The sequence below is a fragment of the Mariniflexile aquimaris genome (assembly GCF_042676825.1).
GTDB classification, from domain to species: domain Bacteria; phylum Bacteroidota; class Bacteroidia; order Flavobacteriales; family Flavobacteriaceae; genus Mariniflexile; species Mariniflexile aquimaris.
This window is the reverse complement of record NZ_JBHTIB010000016.1, coordinates 75,468-92,627: the sequence shown is the minus strand read 5'-3', so window position 1 is coordinate 92,627 and position 17,160 is coordinate 75,468. Positions and strand designations below refer to the sequence as shown.

Sequence of the window (17,160 nt, the reverse complement as noted above, 5' to 3'; positions counted from 1 at the left end):
GTGACATAAAATCACTACCTTTAAATTATTAATTCTGTATCACTATTTCAGGACGTCACATATTACAATTAGATTCCTAAAGCTTTCTTAACGTCATCTAATAAATTTTTACCATCGGCTAAAATTGTTGTGCCTTGAGAAGAATCTAATACATAATCAAATCCTTGCGCTCTACCCACTTTTAAAATAGCCGCTTTTGCTTTTTCAGTAATTGGTTGAATTAAGTCAAGTTCTTTTTTCTGTAAATCTTTTTGAGCATCTGCCTGAAATTGTTGAATACGTTGTTGTTTTTCTTGAATTTCTTGCCCTCTTTTTGCGTTTTCTTCTTCAGATTTTGTTGCAGCTTCAGCTTCATATTGCTTCAACAAGGTTTGAAACTCTGTAATAGAACTTTGAATATCTTTTTGATACGTTTTACTTAGTGTTTCAAGTTGTTTTTGAGCTTCTTTCATCTCTGGCATCGCCGTCACTAAATCTTGTGTATTTATATGAGCAATCTTGCTTTGAGCGTTGGTGAAGCTTACAGTACCAATACATAATGCCGTTGCTAATAAAAGGGTTTTAATTTGTTTCATTTTTAAATAGTATTAATGTGTTATAAATTATTGTTTTTTGTTCAAACTATCGGTTGCCTTTTGGCGATCTTCTAATATCTTCTTTTTTCGTTCTTCAAGTTCTTTAATTCGTGCTGCTCTTTCGGCTAATTTTTTCTGTCTGTTTTCCTCAATAAGTTGTGCTTGTGTTTTTGTCTCAACTTTTTCTTCTACCTTTTCACTTGTTGTTTCAACTTTAGCCTCCGTAGTTTTAGCCGTTGTATCACTTTTTACTTCCGCAGTACTTGTCTCAGTTTTTTCATCTGTATTATTAGCTGCATTTCTAGCATCAATCTTTTCCTGCTGAATTCTTGCTCGGTCTTCTATTATTTGTTGGCGACGTGCTTCGGCCTCTAATTTTTTAGCTTCTCGTGCTGCTAAAATTTCTTGACGACGTTTTTCGACTGCACTTTCACGTTCGTTTTTCTTTTCTTCTAAAGCTTTTTCTCTTTCTTCGAGTTCCTGATTTATTTCAGGTACTAATTCTTCTGCTTCTGCTGCTTTGCGTTCGGCCTTTGTTTCTGCCTGAGTTCGTTTTGCACTACGAGTAATACTTCGTATAATCTGCTCACTTAAATCGAATTGTTTTGCAGAATACAACATCACAGCATCAGATGATTTATCAAAAATAAAATCATATTTTTTGGTTCCAGCCAAATCTTGAACTGCGGCAAAAATCTGATCCTGAATGGGCTGCATTAATTGTCTTTTCTGAATAAACAAATCGCCATTTGGCCCAAAACGTTTTTGTTGATAATCTAAAATCTCTTTCTCTTCAAAAGCGATATCTTCTTCACGTTCGCTAATAAGTTCTTTTGTTAAAAGCGCTTTTTCGTTACTTAAATCTTTACGCTTTTGTTCTACAACACTTAACTTAGCCTGAATTTCGTTCTTCCACTTTTCGGCCTTCTGATTTAATTGTGTGATGGCTTCTTGGTATTCTGGAACATTTTCTAGAATTAATTCGGTATCGATATATCCAATTCGTACACCACGCTGTGCATTAATTGAAAGGCTTATCATAAAAACTAATGTCAGTAAAAAAAGAACGTTATTTTTCATCTAGGTCTGTTTTTAATATTTAATTTTTTTAAATTCTAAAAATCGACAGATGATTTTTTCTGTTTCTGCCCTTTTTTTGAATTGCATCTTCAAAATTAACGAATTTTAATCTTAAAAATTTTAATTCTCATTTAAAACATTACATTGTTAGTAGAAAATATCGTGCCAAATTAATTTTTCAATTAAAATTGTTGTCCAATTATAAAGTGAGTTTCCCAACCATGTGCTTTTGTTTCGGTAGATAATGGATCGAAACCGTATCCAAAATCGATTCCTAACAACCCGAACGCAGGCATGAAAATACGAATCCCTAATCCTGCGGAACGATACATATTAAACGGGTTATAATCTCTAAAACTGGTGTAAGATGCACCTGCCTCTAAAAATGATAGACCATAAATTTTTGCGGATGCTTTTAACGTAATTGGATAACGCATCTCTAACGAGAATTTATTGTATATGGTACCACCATCGGTGTCTGATAATGATTGGTTTGGATAGCCACGTAAAGCAATCGCTTCTCTACCATCTAAACTATAAGTACCTAAGCCATCTCCTCCAACAAAGTAACGCTCGAAAGGTATTACACCTCTGTCGTTATTATACGCTCCTAAAAACCCGAATTCAACACTTGGCCTTAAAACCAAATCTTTCGCTAATTGGGTAAACCACTCGCCTTTAAAATTTATTTTATAAAATTCGAGCCACTTGTAAAATTCTTGGTCTATTTCTGCAGCTCTTGAATCTGAACTAGTTAGTCCATCTCTCTCTTCTCTTAATTCTTCATAATCTACACCATCAAACAATGAGTATGGCAGCGATAATTTTGCTGTTACTCCAAACTTTGATCCTCCTGTTGGATAAATTGGGTCTACACTGGTATTATTTCGGTTTAATCCGATGGTATATGAAAGGTTGTTTGCATATCCATCGCCAAATGTAAATAGTCCTGTGTTGTAATTATTTAAATCGTAACGTTGAAAACTTACCGCTTGTGATAGTACAAAGTAATCATCTGGCACCGTTAAACGTTTTGCTAAACCAAAGGTAATACCTGTAATGTTAAAGCTTTTAGATTTATCTGCATTACCCGTAGTGTAATCGTATAAAAACTGTTTTGTATGAGATAAAGATGTTGAAAACTGCACCGGACGTTTCCCGCCTAACCATGGTTCTGAAAATGAGAAACTATAGGTTTGATAAAAACGACTTGCCTGTAAACGGAGGGCTAATTTTTGACCATCACCCATTGGGATGGGTTTGTAAGCATCTTTTTTAAAGATATCTTTTATAGAGAAGTTATTAAACGATAATCCTAGGGTTCCAATAAAGCCACCGCCGCCATAACCACCTTGTAGTTCTATTTGGCTAGATCCGGTTTCTTTAACCGAATATTCCATATCGATGGTACCTTCATTAGGATTGGCATTGTTAAAGTTTGGCGATATTTCTTGTGCATCAAAAAACCCTAATTGACCAAGTTCTCGAACTGTACGTACTACATTCGCCTTACTATATAATTGCCCCGGACGGGTTCTTATTTCGCGGTAAATAACATGGTCGTTGGTTTTATCGTTACCAACTACGGTTACACTATTAAAGTAAGCTGGTTTTCCTTCTACAATTCTAATTTCCATGTCTATAACATTATTAGAAGCTCCAACTTCAACAGGATCGATGTTTGAAAATAAATAACCATTGTTCTGATATTCATTGGCAATATCAAACGCATCTGGTTTAGAATTATCTTGAATACGTTTTTGCAGCAACACACCATTATAAGTATCGCCTTTTCTAATACGTAGAATTCTATTTAAATACTCATTAGAATAAACGGTGTTACCAATAAATGTAATATCTCCAAATTTGTATTGACTACCTTCATTTACTTTTAAATGTAATGAAATGGTTTTATCGGTATTTACAACAACACTGTCTGATATTATACGAGCATCTCTATAGCCGTTTTCTTTGTATTTATCAACCACTTTTGTTAAATCGGCTTGATAAGCAGAATCCACAAATTTAGATCGCTTTAATATTCTAAGACGATTGATTTGCTTGGTACTTTTCATGCTTTTACGAAGAAATTTATCATTTAATACTTCGTTGCCAGTAAATACGATTTCTTTAATTTTTACTTTTTCGCCTTTATCGATGTTTAATACCATGTTAACTCTAGACGTTGTAGTAGAATCTTTAACTTCGATGGTATTAATATGGACTTTAGAATTTAAATACCCTTCCTTTTTATATTTAGTAGTAAGAAAGTTTTTGGTAGTGGTTATTAAGTTTTCTGTTACTTTAACCCCTTTATTTAATTTGTTATCTTTTATAATACCTTCAATTTTAGACTTCTTAACACCATTAATTTTTAACTCGTTAAGCTGCGGAAGGTCTGACAATCGTATTTCTAAGTTAGCTACATTGCCTTCAATATTAGTTACATATACTTCTATATCGTTAAATAATTTTGAATTCCAGAGTTTTTTTATGGCATCGCCAATTTCTTCTCCAGGAATGGCAATTTCTTTACCTTTTGTTAAACCAGAATAAGTAACTATGGTTTGCTCGCTAAATGAAGTGTTTCCAGCAACCGAGATTTCTCCTATAATATATTTTTCGCCGTTGCTATATGATAATTCTTGTGCTTGAATACTGATGCTGCTTATAATAAGCAAGGGTATAATGCAGCGTTTTAAAAATGTTGTCAAAGGTATAATATTAGCTAAGTTGTTCACTTGTTTTCCCAAATCGTCGTTCTCGTTTTTGATATTCTATAATAGCTTCATACAAATGCTGCTTGGTAAAATCCGGCCATAATACACCCGTAAAGTACAACTCAGCATATGCTATTTGCCAAAGTAAAAAATTGCTTATACGCTGTTCGCCGCTGGTTCTAATAAGCAAATCTACGTCCGGTAAATTTCGCGTGTAAAGATGCTCATTAATAATTAATTCATCAATTTTTTCGGGCGAAATTATATTATTTTTAACTTTAATGCTAATCTCTTTAACAGTATTTAGCAATTCTTCGCGCGAACCGTAACTTAAAGCTAATGTTAAAGTCATTCGCGCATTGTCCTTTGTTTGCTCTATAACCTCATGAAGTTCTTTAAATACTTTTTTTGGCAAGGTATTTAAATTTCCAATTGCTGCGAGTTTTATATTATTGTCTTGAAGGGTTTTAATCTCTTTTTTTAATGAAGTAACTAAAAGTTTCATAAGTGTTTGAACTTCTAGTTTTGGGCGATTCCAATTTTCGGTAGAAAAAGCATAGAGTGTTAAGTTTTCAATGCCAAGTTCGGCCGAAGCTTCAACTACTTGTCTCACCGCTTTTGTGCCATTTTCATGACCAAATGCCCGCATCATGCCTTGTTGTTTAGCCCAACGCCCATTACCATCCATAATAATGGCAATGTGTTTTGGGAGTGTTCTGCTTAGTACGCTTTCCTTTAAATCCATTTTAATTTATACAATAACATGGGTTTTCACCAAATGTATATGTTAAGGTAATGCCCGAAAACACATACCAGTCGTTATTATTTAAATTCCCAAATCTATATGGGAGATTATTTTGGTTACTAGGCAAACTTCCATCTAATTCATCTGAAAATGTATACCGCGCTCCAACTTCTAAAGCTAAAATTATATTTCCTAAAAAGTTAGATTTAAAACCTACTGCCATTGGTATTCCATATGCCCAACTAGAATTATTCTCAGGGGTTTGAACACCATTAAAAAAATAAGAATTGTCGTGATGTGCCGCACTTACTCCTGTGTAAAGATAAGGCGTAGCCACTTTATCGCCAGAATGTAAATCGTAGTCCATAAAGGTAAATTCTATTCCTGCAGCTATTTCGGTTATTTTAGTGGAGAACTCATACCCTCTTTGAATACGTCTTGGGTCGTCCGAATTGACATCGATACCTTCTAAATCGCTAAAAATTATCGAGGCACGATACGAGTGTCTTTTACTTCTATTCCATTTATAAATACCGCCAATAGCTAATTGATTTGGTGAAATAAAATCGGTAGCCCCAACATCGCCTATAAAATTACTGCCTCCTAAAAAAACACCTAATTCGTTAATTTGAGAATAGCCTAATTGAACGGTTAAAATACTTAATATTAATACGCTTAAATGCCTCATAAATATATAAAAGTTTGCAAATATAATAAATAAGATTAGCCTAATACCATTTGTGCCAATTTGTATTAGTGTAAAACAGTATTTCTATTAAATTATTGTTTAATTGCGTTTATCTTCACCCCAAAGCAGTTTTTTTCTTAAGGTGTCTAAAAAGCTTTCATCTAAAAGATCGATCATTTTAATTTTAAAATCGGCCTTTTTTATTTTTATAATAGTACCATTTTCTAGAGTGGCAATTCTAGAATCTAAAGAAATTAAATGACTTTCTTCGCGCCCTTCCACTCGTAATTGAATTTCGGTGGAATCTGGTATTATTAGCGGGCGCGCACTTAAATTATGGGGTGCAATGGGTGCTAAAACAAAACTATTGGTGTCTGGTGTTATAACGGGCCCTCCGCAACTTAACGAATATCCCGTAGAACCCGTTGGGGTAGATACTATTAAGCCATCGCTCCAATACGATGTTAAATATTCGTCGTTTAAATATGTTTCTACGGTAATCATGGAGGTGGTATTTTTTCTGCTTACCGCAATTTCGTTAAGCGCAAAATTTAATGCCTTAATTTCTTCATTTTCAGGTGAAGTTTCGATAGACAATAAACTACGCTCAGAAATTTTATATTTACCATCAATAATATTTTGAATGGCTTTTTCTATTTGATTAACCTGTATAGTAGCTAAAAATCCCAAACGACCGGTATTGATACCCACAATAGGAATTCCCATATCTTTCACAAAAATAATAGCTCTTAATATGGTACCGTCGCCGCCAACACTTACTAAAAAATCGAACGATTTATCTAACGTATCGAATGTTTTAAACGATTTATAAGCGTCAAAATTTGGAGATTCTTTTTTTATAAGATTGAAAAACTCGGTTTCAATATAGGCATCGGCATTCTTTTTTAATAAATAATCGAATAACCTTTCAACAGAAGTTGTAGTAGTTTCGTTATAAAAGCGTCCAAAAACTGCAACCTTCATATTATATGTTTAAATATTTATCTAAATAGTCCGATCGCTCTTTTAAACTTTCAATGTAACCATCGTCTTCATGCCCAGAAATAATGTTGTAACTATAGCGTCTAAAGGATTGAATAATATCATTTAGTCCGCCATTCTTAATTTTTAAAGTCACCTGCACAAGATCGTAAGTCATATTCGAAATAAAAGCGCCTAAGAGTTTGCCGTTATTAGATTCGACTATCTGGCTAATTTCGCTAAAGGAATAATCGTTTATACCTTTTTCTACAACAATAATTCCGCCTTGCCCAGAAAAAAACGGCGACTCGCTAAATAAACTTATCACATCGTTAAGTTCATAATAACCCAAATACACATTTTTTTCGTTTAACACAGGCATAATATTGGTAGCGTTTTTAGCAAAAACCTCTAAAACATCAAGCCATTGGGTGGTATTTCTAACATAAAAATCCTCGAACGCATATTTATACTCCATAAGCGATTTTTCGCCTTCAAAACAATAGGCATCCGTTTCAGAAAAACTTCCTAAATAAATCTTATTATCGTCCTGAATAGGAATATGCGAATAGGTTAATTGATTAAAAAGTAACTGCAAATCTTTAATTTTACTGTTACTATTAAGTGGTTTTATGTCGTTTATAATGTATTTTGATAAATTCATTACCGTATTGTATTTCAATGCAAATTAATCAAAAAAAAAGTATATAAGCCTTTTCTACTTTGTATTTTTGTCATTTAAAAAAGCAATACATGACGAAGTTAAGTGTTAATATTAACAAAATAGCGACTTTAAGAAATTCTAGAGGTGGCGATCTGCCTAATGTTGTACAATTCGCTAAAGACGCACAACGGTTTGGCGCAGAAGGCATTACTATTCATCCAAGACCAGACGAACGCCATATTAGATACCAAGATGCTCACGACCTGAAACCGGTAGTTTTTACCGAATACAACATAGAAGGCAACCCTGTTACCTCGTTTTTAGACTTGGTTTTAAAAGTAAAACCTACACAAGTAACATTGGTTCCAGATGCAGAAGATGCCATTACCAGCAATGCAGGTTGGGATACCTTAAAACATAAAAGTTTTTTAACCGATGTTATTAAAGAATTTCAGCGAAATGGCATTCGAACATCCATATTTGTAGACCCCGTTTTAAAACAGATAGAAGGTGCAAAAGCTACAGGAACCGATAGAATTGAGTTGTACACTGAAGCATTTGCCCATCAATATGGTTTAGGAAACAAAGCAGCCATCAAGCCGTATACGGACAGTGCTGAACTTGCCAATACCTTAGGTTTGGGAGTGAATGCCGGCCATGATTTGTCTCTAGATAACATCCAATTTTTTAAAGAAAATATTCCTAATTTATTAGAAGTTTCTATTGGGCATGCCTTAATTGCCGAAAGCTTGTATTTAGGCATTGAAAATGTTATTCAAATGTATTTACATAAATTAAAATAATGATTTTACATTCAAATATAATAGGCGAAGGCCGACCATTTGTTATTCTTCATGGATTTTTAGGAATGAGCGATAATTGGAAAACACTTGGTTTGCAATTTGCCGAAGCGCCTTTCGAGGTTCACTTAATAGACCAACGAAATCATGGTCATAGTTTTCATAGCCAAGAATTTAACTATGATGTGTTAGTTGAAGATTTAAAAAACTATTGCGACGAACATAACCTTGAAAATATTATTCTACTTGGTCATTCTATGGGCGGAAAAACGGCGATGCTATTCGCAACTAAATATCCAGAGCTAGTTGACAAACTGTTGATTGCTGATATTTCTCCAAGATTTTATCCAGTACATCATGATGGCATATTAGAAGGCCTAAGCGCCTTAAACTTTGATGTAATAAAAACACGAGGGGAAGCCGACACGGTATTAAGTCGTTTTATTTCGGATATGGGAATCCGACAGTTTTTGTTGAAAAATTTATACTGGAAAGAAAAAGGAAAACTTGCCTTACGTATGAATTTAGAGGTGTTAAAAGAAGAAGTAGCTGAAATTGGCGAAGCGTTACCATCGCAAGCAACCTTTGAAAAAGACACGCTTTTTTTACGCGGCGACCGATCAGAATATATTAGTATTGACGATGAAACCATTATTGTAAGTCATTTTCCAAAAGCAAAAATCACCACGATTTCAAATGCAGGCCATTGGTTACATGCCGAAAACCCAAAAGAATTTTTTGACGCTGTGATGGGGTTTGTTAAATAATTTATTTTGTACATTTATTAAAAACACAAAATCATGAATACTGTTCTAAAACTTTTATTAACTGCTTTTGCAGTATTTACCTTAGCCCATTTTCTGCCAGGCGTAACCTTATCTGGAGACATATATATTAACGCCATAATTGTAGCCATCGTTTTAGCAGTTTTAAACGTATTGGTAAAACCTGTTCTTATTATTTTAACACTTCCAATAACCATTGTAACTTTAGGGTTATTCTTACTTATAGTGAATGCTTTAATTATTTTATTAGCAGATACATTAATCGACGGATTTTCGGTAAACAGCATCTGGACAGCTATTTTATTTAGTATTCTACTGTCCATTCTAGAATCTTTACTGCAATCACTTTTAAAAGAAGATAAAAAACCGCTTTAAATCAAGCTATTAAAAACTTTGCCGGGTTGTAAAAATATTATATTTTTGCAACCCAAAATTGGTTAATCAATTTTAAAAAAAAGAAACAAACATTATTTGTTAAATGCCTATTAAAAGGATTTATATCATTTAAAATGAATATTACAAGAGAAAACGTTGATGCATTAAATGCGGTTGTAAAAGTAGATATCGCTAAAGAAGATTATAGTGCCAAAGTAGAAAAAATATTAGCAGATTACCGTAAAACGGCAAACATTCCTGGATTTAGAAAAGGACATGTGCCAATGGGAATGGTTAAAAAGCAATATGGCAAAGCGGTATTGGTAGATGAAGTAAACAAATTATTGCAAGATGCTTTAAATAAATATCTTACTGAAGAAAAATTAGATGTTTTAGGGCAACCTCTACCAAAAGCACAAGATCAAATAGATTGGGATGCTGATATATTTTCATTTGAATTCGAATTAGGATTAGCTCCAGAATTTGAGGTTAATTTAGCTGGAAAAACACCAATCACTCAGTACAATATTGTGGCTGATGAGAAAATGATTAACGAGCAAATTGAGCGTATTCAAAAACAATATGGTAAATTAATATCGCAATCTGTTGTAGAAAAAGATAGCGAAATCACTGGTGTTTTCAAAAATGAAGAGCGCGAAATTGAAAACAAAGTATCTATAACTTTAGATAAATTTAAAGAAAAATCTACCGAAAAATTATTTATTGGCGCCAAAGTTGGTGATGTAATTTCCTTAAAAACTAAAGGTCTTTATGAAGATGAGCATGAATTAATGCATGCCTTAAAAGTAGGTCATGACGATGTACATGGATTAGATATTGAAGTAACTTTTACTATTTCAGAAATTAACAAACGTGAGCTTGCAGATTTAGACCAAGAATTGTTTGATAAATTATTTGGTAAAGATGTTGTAAAATCGGTAACAGAATTAAAAGACAAAATTAAGGAAGACGCCGAAAAGCAATTTACGCAACAAGCAGATCAAAAACTTTTAAACGATGTAACCGAGTATTTAGTTGAAAATACTAAATTCGATTTACCTGCAGAGTTTTTACAAAAATGGATGCAAACAGCTGGAGAACAACCATTAGACAGCGACCAAGCAAAAGAAGAATACGAGAAATCTGAAAAAAGTTTACGCTATCAATTAATTGAAGGTAAATTAATTACAGATAATAACATTCAAGTAACTATGGATGATATTAGAAATCATTCAAGAGAAATGATAAAAGCACAAATGGCTCAATTTGGACAAATGAATCCATCTGATAAAGAATTAGACGATATTGCTGCACGTATTTTATCAAATCAGGATGAAGCTCGCCGTATTTCAGAGCAATTAGTAAGTCAAAAACTATTAGCGCTTTACAAAGAAAAAGCTAATCTTAAAGTTAAAGAATTAAGTTACGAAAACTTTGTTAAAGAAGTTTACGGCCATAAATAATACTGTGCCTTTTAAAGAATAATTCATTATATTTAGGCGTTATAATTAACTAATTGTAACGCCTAATTTATTGAGTATATTTAGCTTCAAAGATTGAAATTAATTTTTAAATCTTCATTTTAGAATCACTCAATTGAATATTAAGGATTTAACTTAAAAAACAACAAGTAACAACTATGGATTACGCAAAAGAATTTGAAAAATTCGCGATAAAAGATCAAGGTATTAGCAGCACATACTACAACAAAATTATTAGCAGTATGTACCCAACAAACTTAACACCTAATATTATTGAAGAGCGCCAAATGAACATTGCTATTTTTGACGTGTTTTCTCGTTTAATGATGGATCGCATCATTTTTATGGGAACCGCTATTAACGACCAGGTAGCAAATATTATTCAAGCACAACTGCTGTTTTTAGAAAGCACCGATGCTAATAAAGACATTCAAATTTATATAAATTCTCCAGGTGGAAGTGTATATGCCGGTTTAGGTATTTACGATACCATGCAGTTTATTAAGCCAGATGTGGCTACTATTTGTACAGGAATGGCCGCTTCTATGGGTGCGGTTTTACTTTGTGCTGGTGCTAAAGGAAAACGCAGTGGTTTAACACATTCACGTGTCATGATTCATCAACCATTAGGTGGTGCTCAAGGTCAAGCCAGTGATATTGAAATTACCGCCAGAGAAATTCTTATTTTAAAAGAAGAACTTTATAAAATAATTAGTAAGCACTCAGGGCAGGAATACGACAAAGTGTATGCCGATAGCGACAGAGATTACTGGATGAAAGCCGATAAAGCGAAAGAATACGGTATGATTGACGAAATATTAGCTCGAAATTAAAATAAAAATTGTAATTTTAAAGAATTGTTAAAGAGGTAGTTATATATAACCCTCCTTAAAAGAACGACGATTAATGGCAAAAGAAGAATTAGAATGTTCGTTTTGTGGACGTAAAAAACCAGAAACGAATCTATTGATAGCAGGATTAGATGCGCATATATGTGATAGATGTATAGAGCAAGCGCACGGTATTGTGCTAGAAGAATCCAAACAAAACGATAGCAGCGACTTATCTGCAGAATTAAAACTACGTAAGCCTCAACAAATCAAGGCCTTTTTAGACGAATATATTATTGGGCAAGACATGACCAAAAAGGTAATGTCTGTTGCCGTTTATAACCATTACAAACGTTTACTTCAACCAGTTACAAAAGACGATATTGATATACAAAAAAGTAATATCATTATGGTTGGGCAAACTGGTACTGGAAAAACTTTAATGGCAAAAACCATTGCCAGAATGTTAAATGTTCCTTTAGCAATTGTTGATGCGACTGTTTTAACGGAAGCAGGTTATGTTGGTGAAGATGTAGAAAGTATTTTAACCCGTTTATTACAAGCGGCAGATTATAATTTAGAAAAGGCTGAAAAAGGCATTGTTTTTATTGATGAAATTGATAAAATTGCTCGTAAAAGCGATAACCCATCTATTACAAGAGACGTTTCTGGTGAAGGTGTACAACAAGCCTTATTAAAACTATTAGAAGGTACCGTAGTTAACGTGCCACCGAAAGGCGGCCGCAAACATCCAGATCAAAAATTCATTGAAGTAAATACCGAAAATATTTTATTTATTGCAGGTGGTGCTTTTGATGGTATTGAACGTCATATTTCGAAACGCTTAAATATGCAAGCAGTTGGTTATAGTGCTTCTATGGCTGATGGTGGTGTAGATCAAACTAACTTGTTGCAATATATTATTCCGAAAGATTTAAAAGATTTTGGTTTAATTCCAGAAATTATAGGACGTTTACCGGTATTAACCTATATGGATCCGTTAGATGCCGAAACATTAAGAGCAATATTAACAGAACCTAAAAACGCCATTATTAAACAATATAAAAAATTGTTTTCTATGGATGATGTAGATTTTACCATTACCGATGGCGCATTAGATTATATAGTTGACAAAGCTATTGAGTATAAATTAGGTGCCAGAGGATTACGTTCTCTTTGTGAGGAAATTTTAACCGATGCTATGTTTGAATTACCAAGTAGTAACGATAAAAAATTAAACGTAACCAAAAGTTACGCCGAAGAAAAATTAGTAAAAACTACTTTAAAGAAACTTAAAGCGGTTTCATAAAAAAATCTTATAAAAATTATTTAAAGCTGTCTTTTATAAGGCAGCTTTTTTATTTTTGTTAAACTATGAGCAAACAACCTATTGGTATTTTCGATTCTGGAGTTGGCGGCACATCCATTTGGAAAGAAATAAACATGCTCTTACCAAACGAAAATACTATTTATTTAGCCGATAGTGCTAATGCTCCGTACGGTACTAAAGGAAAAGAAGCCATTATTAACTTGAGCATTAAAAACAGTGACTATTTAATAAAACAAGGCTGTAAACTAATAGTAGTAGCCTGCAATACAGCTACTACAAACGCAATATACACGCTTAGACAAAAATATAGCATCCCGTTTATTGGTATTGAACCTGCCATAAAACCTGCGGCATTACAAACCAAAACACATGCTATTGGCATATTAGCCACTAAAGGCACCTTAAGCAGCGAATTATTTTCGCAAACATCAGGGTTGTTTGCAAGCCACATAAAAGTTATTGAACAGGTTGGTGAAGGCATTGTAGAACTTATAGAAAGTGGCCAATTGAATTCTCAAGAAATGAGGTCCCTTTTAAGTATTTACCTAAAACCTATGATTGATGCCAATATAGATTACTTAGTTTTAGGCTGTACCCACTACCCTTATTTAATACCGATATTGATTGATTTACTTCCAAATCACGTTAAAATTATTGATTCTGGAGAAGCTGTTGCACGACAAACCAAAGCTATTTTAGAGCAGTATGAATTAGTAAATCTATCCAAGAAAAAAGGAACTTGCCAATTCTTTACCAATGGAAGTCCTGAAGTCATGACAACACTGTTAGACTCTCATTTTGAAGTTAAAAAATTGGATTTTTAAATGCTGTTACTGCGCGTTAGGGATTGCACCGGCATCCTTTTTGACGTTATCGAAACCAAAATATTTTTTGGTTGAAGATATCGAAGCGAAGCTTTAAAAAAGATATAGCGTAAAGCCCGACCCTTGGGTAACGCCCAACAAAAAGAGATTCCTGTTCTGAAAGAAGTTGTAAATTACTCTTTAAACCAACCAGAATATTTTATGTAATTATTAGAGATGCGGTCTATTTGCCCTGAGATTAATTCTTGACTAATATCCTTTACTTTTTTTGCAGGAACACCAGCGTAAATGCTACCAGATTCTACGTGCGTATTTTGAGTTACCACCGCACCTGCAGCTATAATACTGTTGCTTTCAATAACACAATCGTCCATAATAATACTTCCCATACCTACCAACACGTTATCGTGGATTGTGCAACCATGTACAATGGCATTATGCCCTATAGATACGTTGTTACCTATATTAGTAGGGGCCGTTTTGTATGTAGCGTGTATTACAGCGCCGTCTTGAACATTTACTTTGTTGCCCATTTTTATGTAATTCACATCACCACGCACAACAGCACTAAACCATACACTGCATTGGCTTCCCATTTGTACATCTCCTACTATAGTTGCATTTTCGGCTACGAAACAATCGTCTGGTATTTGAGGTGATTTTCCTTCTACTGGTTTTATTACTGGCATGTTTTTTAAGTTAAATTAATGTGCTGCAAAATTACATAAATCAAGAAATCTATTTAAAGAATAATTGAAATAATTACACCTTAAGTATAAGAGGAAATATTAAATGAAGTTATTATATTAATTAACCGCGGGACAGTTACAGCTGTACTTTTCTTTTCTGCAGTTAAAGTTATACCCGAGAGTAAACTGATGAAATCCGCCATTGGTAAAAACCACCGAATTATTTTGATAGGTATAAGTGTAGGCAAACATGAAATTATTAAAATTTACCCCTAAAATAGGTGTTAATTGCTGTAGTTTTTGGCTAGCAACATCACCAGAACTTGTTTGGTACTCTGCGCCATCTAAACTAGTTCTATAAGACAACCCACCCCAAACTTTACCAAATTCCATGTTTTTGTAAACTTTGGCATTAACATCAATAGATGCTTCTTTTGTTCCATCTTTGTATTGATACATTAGCGAAGGTTCGTAACTCCATTCGCTTCCGAACTTATTAAACACATAACCCGCAGAAAGCAAATACCGCCTTAAATTACTGGTGATTTCAATATCGTTATTAACGCCTGCATTTTTTAAAACATTCTTTACCGTACCATGCGCATAAAAATCCAGAAAATGATAAGATACGCCCAGATCTATATTAAAATTAGTTTCATTCTGTACAATCCCCTCTATTATTGGGTCTGGTCCATCAAAAAGAAATGTGGTTTCGTCTAATTTATATTGAATAAAGCCTGCACTAATACCAAAAGACAGCATATTTAAATCAGCTTCACTTCTAGAAAACATAAGATGATGTGCATAGGTAGCATAGGCTCCAGTTTGTGAGTGATACCCATTTTTATCAGTATACAAAATACCTCCAACTCCAGAAGGCGTATCACCTATTCTTCCGTTTACACTTAGGGTCATAAGTTTAGGCGCATCGTCATGCCCAAACCATTGCTGACGAGCCGTTAACCTAATTTTACTACAATTAGCGGCACCTGCCATGGATGGATGAATTAAATAATAATTGTCGGTAAGATAATCGGTATAAATTGGCAATCCTTCTTGTGAGGTTGCGATAAGTGTAAACAACACTCCAACTACGGCCATTAAACCATTCTTTAAATTCATTTGATTATAATCAGAAGCTTTTATAAAACACCTATATTTTTAAAAAATTGTTTACACAAAAAATAAAGTTTAACCTTTATCCAATTAACTCTAAAAAGAGGCAACAAAACTCAAATATATGGATAACTAAAGTTTTCTTTTAGTATTTTTGTCAAAAATTAGCTGAAATGAATACTTTCAAGGTTTCCGTGCAAGAAACATCAAATAATGCCATTGTAAAATTCGAAGTAAACGCGTTTATAACAAACCATCAGAGTTTCGAATTCAATAATATCGATGAAGCAAAATCATCGCCATTAGCGCAACAATTATTTTATTTACCCTTTGTTAAAAAAGTGTATTTATCATCAAATTTTGTTGCGGTTGAACGTTACAACATTGTAGAATGGGCCGATGTTCAAGAAGAAATGGCCGAACAAATTGAGTCTTATTTAAATGATGGCGGCGTAGTGGTTGAATCAGCGGCAGAAACTAAAAAAGTTCCGGTAACTGTTTACGCAGAAAGCACTCCAAACCCATCGGTAATGAAATTTGTTGCTAACAAAAAAATTGTGACAGCATTGTTCGAATTTACTTCTATTGAGGAAGCAAAATTATCGCCTTTAGCTACCCAATTGTTTCATTTCCCGTTTGTAAAAAGTGTTTTTATTGATGAGAATTACGTTTCAATCACCAAATATAATATTGCCGAATGGCAAGACATTACTATAGAACTTCGCGAATTTATTAGAAGTTATATTGAAAACGGAAAGGAAATTGTACTGGCCAATGCGGTTGAAACTTTAAAAAAATCGAACACCCAATTAGATAGTGCATTTGATAATTTAGACGATGTCTCGAAAGAAATTATAAATATTCTTGAAGAATATGTAAAACCTGCCGTTGCAAGCGATGGTGGAAACATTCAGTTTATTTCATACAATCCGGAAAACAAAAACGTAAGTGTCTTGCTGCAAGGTGCATGTAGCGGTTGTCCGTCGTCTACTTATACCTTAAAAAGCGGTATAGAAAATATGCTCAAACAAATGTTGCCAGGAAAAGTAGAAATGGTTGAAGCAATTAACGGATAAATAATTATTATTTAAAACGTTTATAACCACATATTTAACCAACTTTTTTATCGCTAAATTGCCATAATTGTGTCAAAAATTCGCTATCTTTAGGGGAGAGACATAATTATAATCTTAAATATCATATATCATGGCAATTTTAAAAGTTATTGAAATTTTAACAAATTCAGACAAAAGTTGGGAAGATGCTACTAAAAAAGCGGTAAAACACGCTTCAAAAAGCGTAAAAAACATCCGTTCTGTGTATGTTCAAGAGCAAAGCGCCATCGTTTCTAATGGCGAGATTACAGAGTTTAGAGTAAATGCTAAAATCACTTTCGAAGTGGATTAGATATTTCGCTAAAAAAAATAATCGAAGCGTTCAATCATTGAACGCTTTTTTTGTTCCTAATTTTCTTTAA

The 17,160-nt window shown here is 33.5% G+C and carries 18 protein-coding genes; 9 read left to right on the top strand and 9 right to left on the bottom strand.

The features are described from left to right. Window positions 1-68: 68 nt before the first annotated feature. From ACFQ0I_RS15650 to ACFQ0I_RS15620, 7 genes are all read right to left on the bottom strand, one after another. Complete coding sequence (locus ACFQ0I_RS15650; RefSeq protein ID WP_379943896.1) at window positions 69-575, bottom strand: OmpH family outer membrane protein; 507 nt, start codon at window positions 573-575, stop codon at window positions 69-71. A gap of 27 nt (window positions 576-602) precedes the next feature. Beyond that, window positions 603-1,655 (bottom strand): OmpH family outer membrane protein, encoded by a 1,053-nt coding sequence (locus tag ACFQ0I_RS15645; protein WP_379943894.1) that lies wholly within the window; start codon window positions 1,653-1,655, stop codon window positions 603-605. A gap of 182 nt (window positions 1,656-1,837) precedes the next feature. Next, window positions 1,838-4,369 (bottom strand): outer membrane protein assembly factor BamA, encoded by a 2,532-nt coding sequence (bamA, locus tag ACFQ0I_RS15640; RefSeq protein ID WP_379943892.1) that lies wholly within the window; start codon window positions 4,367-4,369, stop codon window positions 1,838-1,840. Window positions 4,370-4,379: 10 nt separating this feature from the next. After that, a complete protein-coding gene (locus ACFQ0I_RS15635; RefSeq protein ID WP_379943890.1) occupies window positions 4,380-5,120 on the bottom strand; it encodes an isoprenyl transferase in 741 nt (246 codons plus the stop codon). A gap of 1 nt (window position 5,121) precedes the next feature. Then, the gene (gene porG, locus ACFQ0I_RS15630; protein ID WP_379943888.1) at window positions 5,122-5,808 is read right to left on the bottom strand and encodes a type IX secretion system protein PorG; all 687 of its coding nucleotides are present in this window, start codon (window positions 5,806-5,808) and stop codon (window positions 5,122-5,124) included. Between the two features lie 99 nt (window positions 5,809-5,907). Beyond that, the gene (locus ACFQ0I_RS15625) at window positions 5,908-6,792 is read right to left on the bottom strand and encodes an NAD kinase (protein WP_379943886.1); all 885 of its coding nucleotides are present in this window, start codon (window positions 6,790-6,792) and stop codon (window positions 5,908-5,910) included. A gap of 1 nt (window position 6,793) precedes the next feature. Further along, window positions 6,794-7,453 (bottom strand): acetoin utilization protein acuB, encoded by a 660-nt coding sequence (locus ACFQ0I_RS15620; RefSeq protein ID WP_379943884.1) that lies wholly within the window; start codon window positions 7,451-7,453, stop codon window positions 6,794-6,796. An 89-nt stretch (window positions 7,454-7,542) separates the two neighbouring features. On the opposite strand from ACFQ0I_RS15620, the gene ACFQ0I_RS15615 reads away from it, so the two are divergent. From ACFQ0I_RS15615 to murI, 7 genes are all read left to right on the top strand, one after another. Further along, window positions 7,543-8,256, top strand: a complete 714-nt coding sequence (locus ACFQ0I_RS15615; protein WP_379943882.1) for a pyridoxine 5'-phosphate synthase — start codon at window positions 7,543-7,545, stop codon at window positions 8,254-8,256. Next, complete coding sequence (locus ACFQ0I_RS15610) at window positions 8,256-9,020, top strand: alpha/beta fold hydrolase (RefSeq protein WP_379943880.1); 765 nt, start codon at window positions 8,256-8,258, stop codon at window positions 9,018-9,020. Before ACFQ0I_RS15615 ends, ACFQ0I_RS15610 begins: the two co-directional genes overlap by 1 nt. Before the next feature lie 33 nt (window positions 9,021-9,053). Then, window positions 9,054-9,413, top strand: coding sequence for a phage holin family protein (locus ACFQ0I_RS15605; RefSeq protein ID WP_379943878.1), 360 nt, complete (start codon window positions 9,054-9,056; stop codon window positions 9,411-9,413). A gap of 134 nt (window positions 9,414-9,547) precedes the next feature. Next, the gene (tig, locus tag ACFQ0I_RS15600; protein ID WP_379943876.1) at window positions 9,548-10,876 is read left to right on the top strand and encodes a trigger factor; all 1,329 of its coding nucleotides are present in this window, start codon (window positions 9,548-9,550) and stop codon (window positions 10,874-10,876) included. Window positions 10,877-11,052: 176 nt separating this feature from the next. After that, complete coding sequence (gene clpP / locus ACFQ0I_RS15595; RefSeq protein WP_379943874.1) at window positions 11,053-11,727, top strand: ATP-dependent Clp endopeptidase proteolytic subunit ClpP; 675 nt, start codon at window positions 11,053-11,055, stop codon at window positions 11,725-11,727. 73 nt (window positions 11,728-11,800) lie between these two features. Next, window positions 11,801-13,033 carry an ATP-dependent Clp protease ATP-binding subunit ClpX gene (gene clpX / locus ACFQ0I_RS15590; RefSeq protein ID WP_379943872.1) on the top strand — a complete coding sequence of 411 codons (1,233 nt, stop codon included), beginning with the start codon at window positions 11,801-11,803 and terminating at the stop codon, window positions 13,031-13,033. A 65-nt stretch (window positions 13,034-13,098) separates the two neighbouring features. After that, complete coding sequence (gene murI / locus ACFQ0I_RS15585) at window positions 13,099-13,878, top strand: glutamate racemase (RefSeq protein ID WP_379943870.1); 780 nt, start codon at window positions 13,099-13,101, stop codon at window positions 13,876-13,878. A gap of 173 nt (window positions 13,879-14,051) precedes the next feature. Here the strand turns inward: murI and ACFQ0I_RS15580 are convergent, their stop codons facing one another. Both ACFQ0I_RS15580 and ACFQ0I_RS15575 read right to left on the bottom strand, forming a co-directional pair. Continuing rightward, a complete protein-coding gene (locus tag ACFQ0I_RS15580; protein ID WP_379943868.1) occupies window positions 14,052-14,567 on the bottom strand; it encodes a gamma carbonic anhydrase family protein in 516 nt (171 codons plus the stop codon). 117 nt (window positions 14,568-14,684) lie between these two features. Then, window positions 14,685-15,689: a PorP/SprF family type IX secretion system membrane protein gene (locus tag ACFQ0I_RS15575; RefSeq protein ID WP_379943866.1), complete on the bottom strand. Its 1,005-nt coding sequence runs from the start codon at window positions 15,687-15,689 to the stop codon at window positions 14,685-14,687. 167 nt (window positions 15,690-15,856) lie between these two features. On the opposite strand from ACFQ0I_RS15575, the gene ACFQ0I_RS15570 reads away from it, so the two are divergent. Next, complete coding sequence (locus tag ACFQ0I_RS15570; RefSeq protein WP_379943864.1) at window positions 15,857-16,759, top strand: NifU family protein; 903 nt, start codon at window positions 15,857-15,859, stop codon at window positions 16,757-16,759. 130 nt (window positions 16,760-16,889) lie between these two features. Next, window positions 16,890-17,090 (top strand): dodecin family protein, encoded by a 201-nt coding sequence (locus ACFQ0I_RS15565; RefSeq protein ID WP_379943862.1) that lies wholly within the window; start codon window positions 16,890-16,892, stop codon window positions 17,088-17,090. The last annotated feature ends 70 nt before the right edge of the window (window positions 17,091-17,160 follow it).

Excerpts from the sequence above, each read along its gene's own strand:
- ACFQ0I_RS15650 (WP_379943896.1), bottom strand. The coding sequence starts at position 575 with ATGAAACAAATTAAAACCCTTTTATTAGCAACGGCATTATGTATTGGT.
- ACFQ0I_RS15645 (WP_379943894.1), bottom strand. The coding sequence starts at position 1,655 with ATGAAAAATAACGTTCTTTTTTTACTGACATTAGTTTTTATGATAAGC.
- ACFQ0I_RS15635 (WP_379943890.1), bottom strand. The coding sequence starts at position 5,120 with ATGGATTTAAAGGAAAGCGTACTAAGCAGAACACTCCCAAAACACATT.
- porG (WP_379943888.1), bottom strand. The coding sequence starts at position 5,808 with ATGAGGCATTTAAGCGTATTAATATTAAGTATTTTAACCGTTCAATTA.
- ACFQ0I_RS15625 (WP_379943886.1), bottom strand. The coding sequence starts at position 6,792 with ATGAAGGTTGCAGTTTTTGGACGCTTTTATAACGAAACTACTACAACT.
- ACFQ0I_RS15620 (WP_379943884.1), bottom strand. The coding sequence starts at position 7,453 with ATGAATTTATCAAAATACATTATAAACGACATAAAACCACTTAATAGT.
- ACFQ0I_RS15615 (WP_379943882.1), top strand. The coding sequence starts at position 7,543 with ATGACGAAGTTAAGTGTTAATATTAACAAAATAGCGACTTTAAGAAAT.
- ACFQ0I_RS15610 (WP_379943880.1), top strand. The coding sequence starts at position 8,256 with ATGATTTTACATTCAAATATAATAGGCGAAGGCCGACCATTTGTTATT.
- ACFQ0I_RS15605 (WP_379943878.1), top strand. The coding sequence starts at position 9,054 with ATGAATACTGTTCTAAAACTTTTATTAACTGCTTTTGCAGTATTTACC.
- tig (WP_379943876.1), top strand. The coding sequence starts at position 9,548 with ATGAATATTACAAGAGAAAACGTTGATGCATTAAATGCGGTTGTAAAA.
- clpP (WP_379943874.1), top strand. The coding sequence starts at position 11,053 with ATGGATTACGCAAAAGAATTTGAAAAATTCGCGATAAAAGATCAAGGT.
- clpX (WP_379943872.1), top strand. The coding sequence starts at position 11,801 with ATGGCAAAAGAAGAATTAGAATGTTCGTTTTGTGGACGTAAAAAACCA.
- murI (WP_379943870.1), top strand. The coding sequence starts at position 13,099 with ATGAGCAAACAACCTATTGGTATTTTCGATTCTGGAGTTGGCGGCACA.
- ACFQ0I_RS15580 (WP_379943868.1), bottom strand. The coding sequence starts at position 14,567 with ATGCCAGTAATAAAACCAGTAGAAGGAAAATCACCTCAAATACCAGAC.
- ACFQ0I_RS15575 (WP_379943866.1), bottom strand. The coding sequence starts at position 15,689 with ATGAATTTAAAGAATGGTTTAATGGCCGTAGTTGGAGTGTTGTTTACA.
- ACFQ0I_RS15570 (WP_379943864.1), top strand. The coding sequence starts at position 15,857 with ATGAATACTTTCAAGGTTTCCGTGCAAGAAACATCAAATAATGCCATT.
- ACFQ0I_RS15565 (WP_379943862.1), top strand. The coding sequence starts at position 16,890 with ATGGCAATTTTAAAAGTTATTGAAATTTTAACAAATTCAGACAAAAGT.